This is a genomic window from Ottowia flava (assembly GCF_008017535.1).
In the GTDB taxonomy this organism is placed as follows: Bacteria; Pseudomonadota; Gammaproteobacteria; order Burkholderiales; family Burkholderiaceae_C; genus Ottowia; species Ottowia flava.
On the sequence record NZ_VRUA01000012.1, the window covers coordinates 1 to 15,688 of the forward strand.

The 15,688-nt window shown below is 65.9% G+C and carries 13 protein-coding genes and 1 riboswitch; of the genes, 10 read left to right on the top strand and 3 right to left on the bottom strand.

Features of this window, described 5'->3' with window-relative positions:
* Window positions 1-274: 274 nt before the first annotated feature.
* Together FVQ98_RS12595 and FVQ98_RS12600 are read left to right on the top strand one after the other, a co-directional pair.
* The gene (locus tag FVQ98_RS12595; protein ID WP_147913804.1) at window positions 275-1,363 is read left to right on the top strand and encodes a glycosyltransferase family 4 protein; all 1,089 of its coding nucleotides are present in this window, start codon (window positions 275-277) and stop codon (window positions 1,361-1,363) included.
* A gap of 386 nt (window positions 1,364-1,749) precedes the next feature.
* Entirely contained in the window at window positions 1,750-2,091 is a 342-nt protein-coding gene (locus FVQ98_RS12600; RefSeq protein WP_147913805.1) for a hypothetical protein, read from the top strand.
* A 104-nt stretch (window positions 2,092-2,195) separates the two neighbouring features.
* Here FVQ98_RS12600 and FVQ98_RS12605 read toward each other — a convergent pair whose 3' ends face one another.
* The 3 genes from FVQ98_RS12605 to FVQ98_RS12615 form a co-directional block, all read right to left on the bottom strand.
* Window positions 2,196-2,618: an acyl-CoA thioesterase gene (locus FVQ98_RS12605; protein WP_147913806.1), complete on the bottom strand. Its 423-nt coding sequence runs from the start codon at window positions 2,616-2,618 to the stop codon at window positions 2,196-2,198.
* Window positions 2,615-3,508, bottom strand: coding sequence for a DMT family transporter (locus tag FVQ98_RS12610; RefSeq protein WP_147913807.1), 894 nt, complete (start codon window positions 3,506-3,508; stop codon window positions 2,615-2,617). Before FVQ98_RS12610 ends, FVQ98_RS12605 begins: the two co-directional genes overlap by 4 nt.
* A gap of 64 nt (window positions 3,509-3,572) precedes the next feature.
* The gene (locus tag FVQ98_RS12615) at window positions 3,573-4,355 is read right to left on the bottom strand and encodes an SDR family oxidoreductase (protein WP_147913808.1); all 783 of its coding nucleotides are present in this window, start codon (window positions 4,353-4,355) and stop codon (window positions 3,573-3,575) included.
* A 152-nt stretch (window positions 4,356-4,507) separates the two neighbouring features.
* Here FVQ98_RS12615 and FVQ98_RS12620 point away from each other — a divergent pair, with 152 nt between their 5' ends.
* From FVQ98_RS12620 to gcvP, 8 genes are all read left to right on the top strand, one after another.
* Window positions 4,508-6,208, top strand: a complete 1,701-nt coding sequence (locus tag FVQ98_RS12620; protein WP_147913809.1) for an electron transfer flavoprotein-ubiquinone oxidoreductase — start codon at window positions 4,508-4,510, stop codon at window positions 6,206-6,208.
* A 453-nt stretch (window positions 6,209-6,661) separates the two neighbouring features.
* The gene (locus FVQ98_RS12625; RefSeq protein WP_147913913.1) at window positions 6,662-7,627 is read left to right on the top strand and encodes a TRAP transporter substrate-binding protein; all 966 of its coding nucleotides are present in this window, start codon (window positions 6,662-6,664) and stop codon (window positions 7,625-7,627) included.
* 138 nt (window positions 7,628-7,765) lie between these two features.
* Entirely contained in the window at window positions 7,766-8,737 is a 972-nt protein-coding gene (locus FVQ98_RS12630; RefSeq protein WP_147913810.1) for a TRAP transporter substrate-binding protein, read from the top strand.
* A gap of 94 nt (window positions 8,738-8,831) precedes the next feature.
* Window positions 8,832-9,326, top strand: coding sequence for a TRAP transporter small permease (locus tag FVQ98_RS12635; protein WP_147913811.1), 495 nt, complete (start codon window positions 8,832-8,834; stop codon window positions 9,324-9,326).
* Window positions 9,327-9,399: 73 nt separating this feature from the next.
* Window positions 9,400-10,674, top strand: coding sequence for a TRAP transporter large permease (locus tag FVQ98_RS12640; RefSeq protein WP_147913812.1), 1,275 nt, complete (start codon window positions 9,400-9,402; stop codon window positions 10,672-10,674).
* A 107-nt stretch (window positions 10,675-10,781) separates the two neighbouring features.
* A riboswitch (glycine riboswitch) is annotated at window positions 10,782-10,900 on the top strand.
* Window positions 10,901-10,966: 66 nt separating this feature from the next.
* A complete protein-coding gene (gene gcvT / locus FVQ98_RS12645) occupies window positions 10,967-12,154 on the top strand; it encodes a glycine cleavage system aminomethyltransferase GcvT (protein WP_147913813.1) in 1,188 nt (395 codons plus the stop codon).
* Window positions 12,155-12,224: 70 nt separating this feature from the next.
* Window positions 12,225-12,593, top strand: a complete 369-nt coding sequence (gcvH, locus tag FVQ98_RS12650; protein WP_147913814.1) for a glycine cleavage system protein GcvH — start codon at window positions 12,225-12,227, stop codon at window positions 12,591-12,593.
* Window positions 12,594-12,693: 100 nt separating this feature from the next.
* Window positions 12,694-15,624 (top strand): aminomethyl-transferring glycine dehydrogenase, encoded by a 2,931-nt coding sequence (gcvP, locus tag FVQ98_RS12655; protein WP_147913815.1) that lies wholly within the window; start codon window positions 12,694-12,696, stop codon window positions 15,622-15,624.
* The last annotated feature ends 64 nt before the right edge of the window (window positions 15,625-15,688 follow it).

Consider the following 15,688-nt stretch of genomic DNA (forward strand, 5'->3'; position numbering starts at 1 on the left):
AGCCACCGAACACCTGCCTCCCATCACGCGACTCGCATTCGACGGGAACAACGTGTTGAGAAACTACAGCTAGCCTGCACGAGCCCGCTTTTCCCCGCACCGGCGGCCGGCCGCGCCTGGGCGCCCTGTCGACCTGACACGACACCGTCACGCCCGCTTCACACGGCGGCGCTCCAATCAGAGGGTCGACGCATGGCGCTGCGCCTGCATTTCAATAAAAAGTGCTTGCGCCCTACAACCACCTGCGCAGGCAGCTACCAGTTCAATAGCACCGATGAAGATCATGATCGTCACCGATGCGTGGGAGCCGCAGGTCAACGGCGTGGTGCGCACGCTGAAGATGACCACCCGCCATCTGCAGCAGATGGGCCACAGCACGCACATCCTGTCGCCGCAGGACTTCCGCTCGGTGCCCTGCCCCACTTACCCTGAAATCTCGCTCGCCCTGGCCAGCCGCGCCGCCGTGGCCCGGCACATCGACAAGGTGCAGCCCGACTGCCTGCACATCGCCACCGAAGGCCCGCTGGGCTGGGCCGCGCGCGGCGTAGCGCTGCGCCGCAGCTGGCCCTTCACCACTGCGTACCACAGCCGCTTTCCTGAATACGTGCAGGCGCGCGTGCACCTTCCGCTGGACTGGAGCTACGCGCTGCTGCGCCGCTTTCACAACGCCGCGCAGACCACGCTGGCGCCCACGCCCGCCATCGTGACCGACCTGGTGCAGCGCGGCTTCACCCGCGCGCGGCTGTGGTCGCGCGGCGTCAACCTGGAAGCCTTCACGCCCGATGGCTCGCGCCTGCCGCGCTCGCACGTGCCGGTGTTCCTGTACGTGGGCCGGCTGGCGGTCGAAAAGCAGGTGCAGGCCTTTCTGTCGCTCGACCTGCCGGGCGAAAAGTGGGTGGCCGGCACCGGGCCGGAAGAAGCCAGGCTGAAGCGCCAGTTCCCCGGCGTGCGCTGGTTTGGAGTGCTGGGCGGGGACGAGCTGGCCGCCGTCTACCGCACCGCCGATGTGATGGTCTTTCCCAGCGTGACCGACACCTTCGGCCTGGTGATGGCCGAGGCCATGGCCTGCGGCACGCCGGTGGCGGCTTTTCCCGTGCCCGGGCCGATCGACGTAGTGGGCCACCACTCGCCGGGTGGTGCGCTGGATGACGACCTGCGCGCAGCGTGCTTGGCCGCACTGAAGAAACCGCGCGATGGCGTGCGCCGCCACGCCGAACAGTTCAACTGGCCCGACGCCACGCGCCAGTTCGAGCAAGCGCTGGTGCCACTGCCGCACGCCCGCACGGAGCCCATAGCCGACAGCGGCGCCGTGGATGCCGGGGATGCCGGGGATGCCGAGCCTTCGACGCTACCCGTTCGATAGCTGCTCGCGCAAATCTGGCCTGCTCTACAGGCCATTTCTACTTTAATTCTTTACGGCCTGTGCGCCGCACAGCGCCGTGGTCTTCAAGCGTTGACACGGACCAGGCCCACCTTCTGATGGCTGAGCAGCCCGCTCAAATGACAGCCACCGGAAGCTGCGCCGCGCCGGCGGGTCGAAGCCTTCCAACGGCCCCATTGTTTCCAACCCCGAAACAGTGCCTTGCCTCCCAGGTCCTTTTTCAAACCCCTCCCCAGGCGCAAAGTACAGGTCATGGCAGCTGCGCAAGGCCAAGCCCCTCAAAAAGGCTTGTCTCAGCGCCACGGCCACAAACACCGCCAGCAAAGTCTGCTGGCACTTTGAAGACCAGTTAATCGAGGATATTCACCATGACCAAGTTCGCTTCCATCGCCGCCGCTGCTGCCCTGTCCGCTCTGTTCGCCGGCAACGCCATGGCCCAAGTGCCCGCCAGCGGCGAAGGCCCGCTGTTCCTGAACGAAGCCAAGGCCGTGTCGACCGTCGCCCGCGACAGCGTGCGCAACGAAGCTGTCGCCCAGCGCCCCGCTTCGGGTGTTTTCGACGGCCAGACGGTGGCCCAAAGCAACGCCAGCCTGACCCGCGCTGAAGTGCGTGCCCAAGCCATTGCCAACCCGCCGGCTTCGGGTGTGTTCGACGGCTCCACGGTTGCCCAGCAACACCGCGTGGCTCCGACGCACGCTGCTGGCGAGTAAGGTCTGAACCGGTTGGCGCCCGGGCGCCAGCCGGAGTGACACCCGCTTACTTAGAAAAACGGCCGCGTCTGCGGCCGTTTTGCTTTTCCCGCGCCGTCGGGCGCTCAGTCGCTGACCAGCGTGCGCATCCAGTCGGGCAAGTCCACTGCTTTCTGCCGGGGAAAGTTGACCCAGATGGTGGTCGCGCCACCGGCGGCGCAGATGACGCCGGGCTCCGCCACCTTTTCCATCGTCACCCAGCTCTCGAACGTGGTGCGCGCCGGGTCGCTGGCGTACATCTTCAGCAGGATCTCGTCCGGGTACTCGAACTGGCGGTAGAAGTTGCAGAACGCGTTGACGATGACCGGGCCTTCGCCGCTGGCGTCAGGCGCGAAGCCGGCCGAGCGGAACCAGTCGATGCGCGCGCTTTCCATGTAGCGGAAGTAGGTTGCGTTGTTGACGTGGCCCATGGCGTCCATGTCGCCCCAGCGCACGGGCATGCGGGTTTCAAACACCAGCTTCTTGCGTTCGGGAATCTCGATCTTCATCGGTGTGCCTTGATGCTGGCCAGGATGCCAGCGGTGAACAATCCGGCCGCCGCCCACTGCGTGGCCGTGGGCCAGCGTCCATCCCAGAGAAAAGAGTACAGCAAGGCGAATAGCGTCTCGCTCACGATCAGTTGCCCGCACAGGCTCGCCGGCAGGCGCTGGCTCGCCATGTTCCACAGTATCGTCGCCAGCCAGCTCGCACCAAAGCCGATGGCCACCACGACCAGCGCAAACACCGGCCAGCGTGGCTCGGCCATCAGCGCGGCGGGCGCATTGCCCCAGGCGAGCGCCATGATCGCACCGCCCAGGCCGGTGGCCAGGCCGAGCCAGTTGGCCCAGTCGGTGGCGCGCACTTCGGGGTGGCGGCGCAGCCAGGCCGCGTTGAGCAGCGCAAACGCCGTCCAGCACGCCATGGCGACCAGGGCCAGCACGATGCCGCGCGCGAAGTGCTGGCCGTGCGCAACACCCATGGTCGCGCCTGGCCACTGCGCCATCAGCACAATGCCCGCGACCGTCAGCACAAGCCCGGGCAGCAGGGCCGCCCAGCGCAGGCCGTGCGGCTTGCCCAGCAGCATGACCCACACCGGAATGGTGCCGACGATGAGCGCAGGCAACTCAGTCCCCGCGTCGCGGATGGCCAGCACCAGCACCAGGTAGTAGCCGGTGAAGCCAAGCACGCTGAGCCACAGCGCGCCCCAGGCCTGCGCCCCCGTCGGCCAGCGCACGCGCCGACCGGCTGCGGCCATGGCCACGACCGAGGCCACGCCGTAGACGATGAAGCGCCCGGCGGTGAGGTTGATGCCCCCAAATTCGGCCACCATGCGCGGCGCAACGAAAACAAGCCCCCACAGGGCACCGGCGGCCAGGCCAGCCGCGATACCGGTCAGCATGATTTTGCTATGACAAACGTAGCTGCTTGCGCTTTCCTGATAAGCGCTGGAGCCTAATTCGCCATCAAAGCGCGAAGCCGTCGTCGGCCGCGATCACGGCGCCGTTGACGAAGTGGCTCTGGTCGCTGGCCAGCATCATCAGCACCGCGTCCAGGTCCTTGGGCTCGCCCACGCGCTTGCGCGGCAGCATCGAAATCAGCTTTTGGCCCTGCTCGGTCTGCCAATGCGCGTGGTTGATCTCGGTGTCGATGTAGCCGGGACAGATGGCGTTGACGGTGATGCCGAAGCGCCCCCATTCCAGCGCCATGGCCTTGGTCATCTGCACCACGGCGGCCTTGCTCATGCAGTACACGCCGATCTGCGGCAGCACCTTCAGCCCCGCCATGCTGGCGATGTTGATGATGCGCCCGCCGGTGAAACTGCCCGGCGCCGCACCGCGCGAGCGCGCCAGCATGCGCTTGCCCACTTCCTGCGCCACGAAGAAGGCGCCGCGCACGTTGGTGTCGAAGACGAAGTCGTAATCGTCCTCGGTCACGTCCTGGATGCGCTGGGTGGTGGACACGCCCGAGTTGTTGACCAGGATGTCGATCGAGCCCATTTCCGTTTCGGCGTGGGCCACGGCGGCCTTGATCGAATGCACGTCGCTCACGTCGCACTCGACCACGTGGGCGTCACCGCCGTCGCCTTCGATGCGCGCGCGCAGGTCCTTCAGGCGGTCCATGCGCCGGCTGGCCAGCACCACGCCGGCGCCGGCCTTGGCGAGCGTGCGCGCGAACTGGGCGCCCAGGCCACCGGAAGCGCCGGTGATAAAGGCCACGCGGCCGGAAAGATCGATGCTGTAGGTCACGGAAAAAGCCCCCAAAAAACGGATCGCGCGCTGTCGCGCAAGTGGTGCATCATGCCGCGCGGCCTGAATACAATGGGTCACAGACCCGACAGCCGGTGCGGTTCGCGCGCGGCGGCTGGCCATTATTTCAAAACACGACGAGATCACCGCCCATGACACCCGAGGAAATCATCCAGCAATACGGCCCCCGAGAGGCCATGGAATACGACGTCGTCATCGTGGGCGCCGGCCCGGCTGGCCTGTCGGCCGCGATCCGCATCAAGCAGCTGGCGGCCGAGCGCGGCCAGGATGTGTCGGTGGTGGTGCTGGAAAAGGGCTCGGAGCCCGGCGCGCACATCATCTCGGGCGCGGTGATGGACCCGAAGGCGCTGACCGAGCTGATCCCCGACTGGCAGGAAAAAGGCGCGCCGCTGCACCAGCCGGTAACCGACGACGCCTACGTCTTCCTGAACGAAACCGACGGCATGCGGGTGCCCAACCTGCTGCTGCCACCGTTCGCGAACAACCACGGCAACTACATCGTCAGCCTGGGCAACGTGGTGCGCTGGATGGCGCAGCAGGCCGAAGCGCTGGGCGTGGAGATCTTCCCCGGCTTTCCCGCCGCGGAAGTGCTCTACAACGACGATGGCAGCGTGAAGGGCGTGGCCACGGGCAACATGGGCATCGGCAAGGATGGCCAGCCGACTGAGAACTTCCAGCTGGGCATGGAACTGCACGCCAAGTACACGCTGTTCTGCGAAGGCTCGCGCGGCAGCCTGGGCAAGCAGCTGATCGCGCGCTACAAGCTTGACGCCGACAGCGACCCGCAAAGCTACGCCATCGGCATCAAGGAGCTGTGGGAGATCGACCCCAGCCGCCATACGCCGGGCTTCGTCATGCACACCGCCGGCTGGCCAATGGACGAGCACACCTACGGCGGCGCCTTTCTGTACCACGCGGAAGACAACAAGGTGTACTGCGGCTACGTGGTCGGCCTGAACTACAAGAACCCGTACCTGAGCCCCTTCGAGGAGTTCCAGCGCTGGAAGACGCACCCGCGCGTCAAGTGGTACTTCACCGACGACAACGGCAACGTGAACGCCAAGCGCCTGTCGTACGGCGCGCGCGCCATCACCGCCGGCGGCATTCTGGCGCTGCCCAAGACCATCTTCCCGGGCGGCGCGCTGGTCGGTTGCGACGCGGGTTACCTGAACGTCAGCCGCATCAAGGGCAGCCACGCCGCCATCAAGACCGGCATGCTGGCCGCCGAAGCCGCTTTTGACGCGGTGGCAGCCGGTCGCCAGCACGACGAGCTGACGGCCTACCCCGAAGCGTTTGAAAAGAGCTGGCTGGCGGTTGAACTGAACAAGGACCGCAACTTCAAGAACTGGTTCAAGAAGGGCCTGACGGTGGGCACGGTGATGAACGGCTTCGAGCAGTACGTGCTGCGCGGCCACGCACCATGGACGCTGCACCGCCACGAGCCCGACTATGCGCAGCTCAAGCCCGCCGCGCAGTGCGCACCCATCGCCTACCCCAAGCCCGATGGCAAGCTGACCTTCGACCGCCTCTCCAGCGTGTTCATCAGCAACACCAACCACGAAGAGAACCAGCCCGCGCACCTGACGCTGAAAGACCCGACGGTGCCGGTGCGCATCAACCTGCCGGAGTATGCCGGCCCCGAGGGCCGCTACTGCCCGGCCGGTGTCTACGAGTTCGTGGCCGACGAGGCGACCGGCGGCGGCGCACAGCGCCTGCAGATCAATGCGCAGAACTGCGTGCACTGCAAGACCTGCGACATCAAGGACCCGACACAGAACATCGTCTGGGTGACGCCAGAAGGCGGCGGCGGCCCCAATTACTCCGGGATGTAGTGACCTTTTGCCGCTGATTTTTACCTTTTGTCTCGCAGCAAACTTGGAGATGCTTTGGCGCACCAAGGTCACCGAAGCATACGAGCACGCCACACCTCCCGCGCAGATCCAGCCAGACACTGCATCAGCGTCGTGGGCGACAAGGTCGCTTTCGTGCAAGTTGCTGCTATGCAAGTGCCGCGCGCGGTTTGGATTCGGTGGCCCTGTTCCCTACGTGATGGCGCATGAAGGTGGCTGCACCACCAAGGACAAAGCGCGCTCAATCAGACCCTCGTCTATCTGCGCATCGAACCGATTGGGTGTGCCCGCTGATCTGCGTGGACCTGGCTCACAACGCGCCTGGCGAGGAGGAATCCGCGCAAACCCGTACCAGTGAGACAGTTTGATGTCCCCATAATGGCGTTTCCGGCGCGGCATTGCACCGTACGACATGGAGACAAAGGTATGAATGGAATGCGTCGCAGCGCGCTGATCTTTGGTTGGGTTCTTTGCTTCTCGGCAGGCGCATCTGCCCAAACCGCGATGAAAATCAATGTCTCTGCGGCCCAGAACGGTCACCAGGGCATCGGCATCGACACCTTCGCCAAGGAAGTCGAAAAGCGCACAAGCGGCCGCTACAAGATCCAGACCTTCTACAACGGCGCGCTCGGCGGCGAGCGCGAATCGATCGAGGCGGTGCAGTTGGGCACGCAGGAATTGACGTTCGCCACCAGCGGCGCGATCCCCAACTTCGTGCCCGACACCAAGATCATTGACGTGCCCTTCCTGTTCCGCGACTCAGCGCACGCGCGGGCGGTGTTCGACGGCGCCTTCGGACAGGAGCTGGCCAAGAAGTTCGAGCCCAAGGGTTTCAAGCTGCTGGCCTGGGGCGACAACGGCTTTCGGCACATGACGAACAACAAGCGCGCCATCAACAGCCCGGACGACCTCAAGGGCCTGAAGATGCGCACCATGGAAAACCCTGTGCACATTGCCGCCTACAAGTCGCTCGGCATCCTGACCACACCCATGGCGTGGCCGGAAGTGTTCGCGGCCCTGCAACAAGGCACGGTGGACGGACAGGAAAATCCGTTGCCGGTGATCGTGTCACAAAAGCTGGAGCAGGTGCAGAAGTACCTGACGCTGACCGGCCACGCGTATTCGCCGATGGCGTTCCTGATGAACAAGGCGCAGTTCGACAAGCTCTCGCCTGCCGATCAGCAGGCGTTCGTCGAGGCCGCCAAGGCCGGCGCCAAGGCCAACCGTGCGCGCGTGGACGAAGACGACGCCAAGGGCGTGGCCGACTTGCGCGGCAAGGGCATGCAGATCGTCGACAAGGTTGACAAGGCCAAGTTCGTGTCTGCACTGGCGCCAGCCAATGCGCAGTTCGAGAAAGAGTTCGGCAAGGCCAACCTCGACCGCATTCGCGCGGTGAAGTGACCGGCGCCGCCCATGCGGCGGCTCGCCCCGCGATGCGCGAAAACCCCGTGGCGGTGCTGCGGGTGTGCCGCCCATAATGCGCATCTGCCCGCCGCGCCCAACTGACGTGGCCCGTACCGACACAGGAGACACAACCCCATGAAGCTGCATCAACTGGCCCTCGGGCTTGGACTGGCCTTCGGCCTCGTCGCTGGCTCTGCCGCGCAGACCACGATGAAGATCAGCATTTCCGTCGCGCAAAACTCCCACCAGGGCGTCGCCATCGACACCTTCGCCAAGGAAGTCGAGAAGCGCACCAACGGCCGCTACAAGATCCAGACCTTCTACAACGGCGCGCTCGGCGGTGAGCGTGAATCGATCGAGGCGGTTCAGCTCGGTACGCAGGAGCTGGCGTTCAGCTCGACCGGCCCGGTGCCCAACTTCGTGCCCGAGACCAAGATTCTCGACGTGCCCTTCCTGTTCCGCGATAAGGCGCACGCCCGCGCGGTGCTCGACGGTCCGATTGGTCAGGAGCTGCTCACCAAGTTCGAGCCCAAGGGGTTCAAGGCATTGGCGTGGGCCGAAAACGGCTTCCGCCACATGACCAACAGCAAGCGCGACGTGAAGGAGCCTTCCGACCTGAAGGGCCTGAAGATGCGCACCATGGAAAACCCGGTGCACATCGCCGCGTACAAGGCCTTCGGCATCATCACCACGCCGATGGCGTTCCCCGAGGTGTTCACCGCGCTCCAGCAGGGCACGGTGGACGGCCAGGAAAACCCGCTGCCGGTCATCATCTCGGCCAAGTTCGATCAGGTGCAGAAACACCTGTCGCTGACCGGCCACGTGTATTCGCCCTGCATCTTCGTCATGAACAAGGGCGTGTTCGACAAGCTGTCGGCCGCCGACAAGCAGGCCTTCATCGACGCCGCCAAGGAAGGCACCAAGGCCAACCGCGCACGCGTGGACGAGGACGATGCCAAAGGCGTGGCCGACCTGCGCAGCAAGGGCATGACCGTCATCGACAACCTCGACAAGGCCAAGTTCGCTGCCGCGCTGAGCGGGGTGAACGCGCAGTTCGAGAAGGAATTTGGCAAGGCCAACCTCGACCGTATCCGCGCCGTGAAGTGATGATGCAGCGACCCGAAGAACTCTGTTTTTCATAGCTGCCTGCGCCCGTCCCGCCTGCGGTACGGGCCTTTTTTATGCTGAATCCCGATATGCGATGAAAGCCCTGTTCCTCACCATCGAAAAGTGGACGACCCGCGTGGCGCTCGGGCTTGCCTGCCTCATGCTCGTGATCGCATCGGGGCTGGGCGTGTTCCAGATCGTCACGCGCTTCGTGCTGGAGCAGCCGGCCGAATGGAGCGAAGTGCTGATCCGCTTCAGCCTGATCTGGATGGTGTTCCTGGGCATCCCCATGGCGTTTCGCCAGGGCGCGATGGTCAGCGTGGATGCGCTGTACCGCGCCGTGCCAGACGGCCTCAAGCGCGTGCTGGACCTGGTCGTGGCGCTGGCGGCGCTGGCGCTGATGCTGGTGATCCTCTGGTGGGGCTACGACTACGCGGTGCGCGGCAGCGTGCAGACCATGGCGGGGCTGGAATCGCTGTCGATGTTCTGGGCCTACATCGCCATGCCGGTGGGCGCGGTGTTTTCGATCTTCGGCATCGTCGCCAACTACCTGGATCCGCGCCGCATGGAACTGGAGACCGCGCAATGAGCACCGCTGGACCGCTCCAATGTGCACAGTCTGGGCGCAACGCTGACGCGCCGCGTCCTTCAGGGGGACGCGTATGACCAGCGCCATGTTGGTCACGATGGTGCTGGGCTTTGCGCTCAGCATTTCGGTGGCGGTGTCGATCGGCTTGGCGGCCATCGTCGGCGTCCAGGTCACCAATGCGAGCATGCTTATCTCCGCCAAGGAGATCTTCAACTCGATCAACAAGTTTCCGTTGGCGGCCATTCCCTTCTTCATCCTGGCCGGCAACCTGATGGAAACCGGCGGCATATCCCGCCGCCTGGTCGAGTTCGCCAAGAGCCTGGTGGGCGGCGTGCAGGGCGGCCTGCCCATGACCTGCGTGCTGACCTGCATGATCTTCGCGGCGGTGTCCGGCTCGTCGGTGGCCACCACGTTCGCCATCGGTGCGATCCTGATCCCGGCGCTGATCAAGCACGGTTACCCCACCAGCTACGCCGCCGCGCTGCAAGCGACCAGCGCCGAACTGGGCGTGATCATTCCGCCGTCGATCCCGATGATCCTGTACGGCGTGTCGGCAGAGGTGTCGATCGGCGAGCTGTTCATCGCCGGCTTCGGCCCGGGCATCCTGATCAGCGGCGCGTTGATGCTCTTCGTGTGGCTCTACTGCAAGTGGAAGGGCTGGGGCAAGACCGACGGCGAAGGCCGGCTGCGCATCTGGCCGGCCACGCGTCAGGCGGCCTGGGCGCTGCTCATGCCCGTGATCATCCTGGGCGGCATCTACGGCGGCGTGTTCACGCCCACCGAAGCTTCGGCCGTGGCGGTGCTGTACGCGCTGGTCGTCGGCATGCTGATCTACCGCGAAATCAAGATTCCCGACCTGATGCTGGCGCTGCGCAAGTCGGTCGTCTCGTCGGCGGTGATCATGTTCATCATCGCCAACGCGGGCCTGTTCGCCTTCCTGATCACCCGCGCAGGCGTGCCCGAGGCCGTGGGCCACTGGCTGGAAGAGGTGCTCAAGAACCCCGCGATGTTCCTGCTGGGCGTGAACGCCGCCCTGTTCATCATCGGCATGTTCATCGAGACCAGCGCCGCCATCATCGTGCTGGCGCCGATCCTCGCGCCGGTCGCGCAGCGCTTTGGCATCGACCCGGTGCATTTCGGGCTGATCATGGTGGTGAACCTGGCGCTGGGCATGATCACGCCGCCCTTCGGCGTCAACCTGTTCGCGGCCTGCACGGTGGCGCGCATTTCGCTGGACAAGATCATTCGCCACCTGCTGCCCTTTGTGGGTGTGGTGCTGCTGTGCCTGCTGGTGATCACCTACGTGCCGGCGCTGTCGCTGGGTCTGCGCGATCTGGTCTACCGGTGAGCCCGCCGCGCGGTTGGGCACGCTAGAATCGCGCACAGTCAGGAGAGCGCGCCGGAAGTTGCGGCGCCGCCGAAGGCCGAACGCTCAGGCAAAAAGGACTGACGACACACAATTCTGTTGGAGAGAGGCGGCGCAGGCCATCTGCACCGCCCACCGAAGGGGCAAGAGGCCGGTGCCATGCACCAGCGCCTTGAATCTCTCAGGTAAAGCGGACAGCAGGGTTCCCGATGCCGGCGGCGCGGTTTGCGCCCCGGTGCAATGCTTGTTTCGTGCATTCCAGGAGCCCCGACCGATGTCCGCCGACACCTCCCCCTTGCTGCAAACCCCGCTGCACGATCTGCACATCGAAATGGGCGCCCGCATGGTCCCGTTTGCCGGCTACAGCATGCCGGTGCAGTACCCCGCTGGCTTGATGGCGGAGCACAAGCACACCCGCTCCAGCGCCGGCCTGTTCGACGTGTCGCACATGGGCCAGTTGAAGCTGGTGGGTACCGACGCCGCCGCCGCGCTGGAAGCGCTGATGCCGGTCGACGTGATGGGCCTGGGCGTGCACAAGCAGCGCTACGGCCTGCTGCTGTCGGATCAGGGCACGGTGCTGGACGACCTGATGTTCGTCAACTGGGGCGACCCGGGCGCCACCGCGGGCGACACGCTGCCGCGTGCATCGGGCGAGCGCGAAGGCCCGCAATTGTTTTTGATCGTCAACGGCGCCTGCAAGGCCGCGGACATCGAACACATCCAGTCGCGCATCGGCACCCGCTGCCAGGTGCTGCCCATGCCTGAGCGCGGCCTGCTGGCGCTGCAAGGCCCCAAGGCCGTGGATGCGCTGGCGCGCGTGGTGCCGGGCGTGGAAGCGCTCGTCTTCATGACCGGCGCACCCTTTAGTTGGAACGGCACCGACCTGTACATCACCCGCAGCGGCTACACCGGCGAAGACGGGTTTGAAATCTTCGTGCACGAATCGCAGGCCGAGGCGCTGGCACGCGCCCTGCTTGCCCAGCCTGAGGTGGCGCCGATTGGCCTGGGCGCGCGCAACTCGCTGCGCCTGGAAGCCGGGCTGTGCCTGTACGGCAACGACATCGACACCACAACCACCCCGGTGGAGGCGGGCCTGAACTGGGCCATGCAGAAGGTGCGCCGCACAGGCGGGGAACGCGCCGGCGGCTTCCCCGGCGCCGACACCGTGCTGGCGCAGTTGGACGGTACGCAATCGGTCACGCGCAAGCGGGTTGGGCTGATCGCCAAGGAGCGCATCCCCGTGCGCGAACACACCGAGTTGCAGAACGCGGCCGGTCAGCGCATAGGCGAGGTCACCAGCGGCCTGCTCGGCCCCAGCATCGACCAGCCGATCGCCATGGGCTACGTCGCGCCCGAATTCGCCGCCATCGGCACACCGGTGCAAGCCATCGTGCGCGGCAAGGCCGTGCCGATGGAAGTGGCGGCCATGCCTTTTGTTCCGCCACGCTACCACCGCGGCTGATTTTTCTTAAAAAACCGGCTGTAGCCGGCTATGCATCTGCGCAAGCAGCTCTCTTTTCCGGAGCAAACCCATGACCATCAAATACACCGAAGACCACGAGTGGATCCGCGTTGAGGGCGACATCGCCACCGTCGGCATCACCACGCACGCGCAGGACGCACTGGGCGATGTGGTGTTTGTCGAGTTGCCCGAAGTCGGCAAGACCTACGCCCAGAAAGAAGTCGCTGGCGTGGTCGAAAGCGTGAAAGCCGCGGCCGACGTCTACATGCCGATCAGCGGCGAGGTGACCGAAGTCAACGAAGGCCTGCGCGACGAACCCAGCCTGGCCAACAGCGACCCGACCGGCGCGGGCTGGTTCTTCAAGGTCAAGCTGTCCGACGCCGGGCAACTGACCGCGCTGATGGACGAAGCCGCCTACCAGGCCTTTGCCGGCGCCTGAGCGCCCAGCCAGAGCGCTGCGTGAGGCGCACCGCGCCCGCGGGCCAGGCGGCCCCGGGCTTGGCGCGCCTTGCCGAACGCTTTGACTGGAGACCCGACGCATGTCCGCCAAGCCTGCCGCACCCGCCACACCCGACCTGAGCCAGTTGGAAAACGCTGGCGAATTCATCGCCCGCCACATCGGCGTCACGCCCGACGAGGAGCGCCAGATGCTGGCCGTCATCGGCGAGCCCTCGCGCCAGGCGCTGATCGACGCCATCGTCCCACGCGCCATCGCGCGCAGCGACGTTATGGCCCTGCCGCCCGCCGTGACCGAGGCCTCAGCGCTGACCGAACTGAAGGCCATCGCCGGCAAGAACCGCTTGCTGAAAAGCTTCATCGGCCAGGGCTACTACGGCACACACACACCAGGCGTGATCCTGCGCAACATCCTCGAAAACCCCGCCTGGTACACCGCGTACACGCCCTACCAGGCCGAGATCAGTCAGGGCCGCATGGAAGCGCTGGTCAACTTCCAGACCATGGTGACGGACCTCACCGGCATGGACATCGCCAATGCGTCGATGCTGGACGAGGCCACCGCCGCGGCCGAAGCGATGACGCTGGCGCGCCGCTCGGTCAAGGCCAAGGGCAACACCATCGTCGTCTTTGGCGACGCGCACCCGCAGACGATCGAGGTGATGCAGACACGCGCTGCGCCGCTGGGCCTGACGATCAAGGTGGCGGATTCCGCCGCGGAGTGGGACGCCGCCATCGCCGCGGACGATTACTTCGCCGTGCTGATCCAGTACCCGGCCAGCAGCGGCTGGCTGATGGACTGGAGCGCCGAGGCCGACAAGGCCCATGCCAAAGGCGCTGCCGTGATCTTCGCCGCCGACCTGTTGGCCCTGACGCTGCTGAAAACGCCCGGCGAAATGGGTGCAGACATCGTCGTCGGCAGCACGCAGCGCTTTGGCATGCCCATGGGCGCAGGCGGCCCGCACGCGGCCTTCATGGCCTGCAAGGACGCCTTCAAACGCAGCCTGCCCGGCCGCCTGGTCGGCGTCAGCGTGGACGTGCACGGCAAGCCAGCCTACCGCCTAGCGCTGCAGACGCGCGAGCAGCACATCCGCCGTGAAAAGGCCACCAGCAACATCTGCACCGCGCAGGTGCTCCCGGCCGTCATCGCCAGCATGTACGCGGTCTACCACGGCCCGCAGGGCCTGCAGCGCATCGCGCAGCGCGTGACGCGCCTGGCCAGCGTCTTCACGGCCGGCATGAAGGCCCTGGGCTTCACCGCCATGCACCACGATTCGGGCTTTGACACCGTCAGCTTCAAGACCGACGCAGCTACCGATTCGATAGCTGCGCGCGCAGTCCAGTCGGGCGTCAACCTGAGAAAAGCCTGGAAAGACTACCTGTGTGTGTCGTTCGACGAGACGCACACCCGCGCCGATGTCGAACAGCTGTGGACCATCTTCGCGGACGGCCAGCCGCTGCCCGACTTTGCCGCGCTGGAAGGCACGGCGCCGGCGCTGCTGCCCGCCGCGCTGCAGCGCACCAGCGCCTACCTGACGCACCCGGTGTTCAATAGCCACCACAGCGAAACCGGCATGCTGCGCTACATCCGCCAGCTGTCCGACAAAGACCTGGCGCTCGACCGCAGCATGATACCGCTGGGCAGTTGCACCATGAAGCTGAACGCCACCAGCGAGATGATCCCCATCACCTGGCCCGAGTTCGGCAACGTTCACCCGTTCGCCCCAGCCGACCAGCAGGCCGGCTACGCCGAGCTGGACGCGCAGCTGCGCCGCTGGCTGTCGACCATCACCGGCTACGCCGACGTCAGCCTGCAGCCCAACGCCGGCAGCCAGGGCGAATACGCGGGCCTCTTGGCCATCAAGGCCTGGCACGCCGCGCGCGGCGACACGCAGCGCGATGTTTGCCTGATCCCCAGCAGCGCGCACGGCACCAACCCGGCCAGCGCCCAGATGGTGGGGCTGAAGGTTGTCGTCACGCAATGCGATGAGCAAGGCAACGTCGATCTGGATGACCTGCGCGCCAAGTGCGAACAGCACAGCCTGCAACTGGCCTGCGTGATGATCACCTACCCCAGCACGCACGGCGTGTTCGAAACGCAGGTGAAGGAGCTGTGCGCGCTGGTGCACCAGCACGGCGGCCGCGTCTACGTCGACGGCGCCAACATGAACGCGCTGGTCGGCGTGGCCGCGCCGGGTGCGTTTGGCGGCGACGTCAGCCACCTCAACCTGCACAAGACCTTCTGCATCCCGCACGGCGGCGGTGGCCCGGGCGTTGGCCCAGTGTGCGTGGTCGAAGACCTGGTGCCCTACCTGCCCGCGCGCCCCGGCCAGGGTGACCAGGCACAGCCCGCCCCCGCCGGTGGCGTCGGCCCGGTCAGCGCCGCGCCCTACGGCAACGCCGGCGTGCTGCCGATCAGCTGGATGTACGTGCGCATGATGGGCGCGGCCGGACTGAAGCACGCCACCGAAACTGCGATCCTGAGCGCCAACTACATCAGCAAGCGCCTGGCCGAGCACTACCCCACGCTGTACGCCAGCGAAGGCAATGGCCACGTGGCGCACGAATGCATCCTGGACCTGCGCGGCCTGAAGGAAACCAGCGGCGTGATGGCCGAAGACGTGGCCAAGCGCCTGGCCGACTACGGCTTTCACGCGCCGACGCTCAGCTTCCCGGTCGCCAACACGCTGATGGTCGAGCCAACCGAAAGCGAAACGCTGGAAGAAATCGACCGCTTCATCGACGCGATGATCGCCATCCGGCACGAGATCCGCCGCATCGAACAAGGCGAATGGCCGCAGGACGACAACCCGCTGAAGAACGCGCCGCACACGGCCGAAAGCCTGATGGCCGCCGACTGGCCGCACCCGTACCCGCGCGATGTGGGTGCGGCGCTCGCCCATCGTCTGCCGGGCAGCGTCAAGTACTGGCCGCCGGTCGGTCGCGTCGACAACGTGTACGGCGACCGCAACCTGTTTTGCAGCTGCCTGCCGATGGACGAATATGCCGCCTGAAGCGGCACGGCAGCCAGGTCGCACGGCCTGCGCTGGTCAGCGCAACACGGGGCTGGCGCGTTAC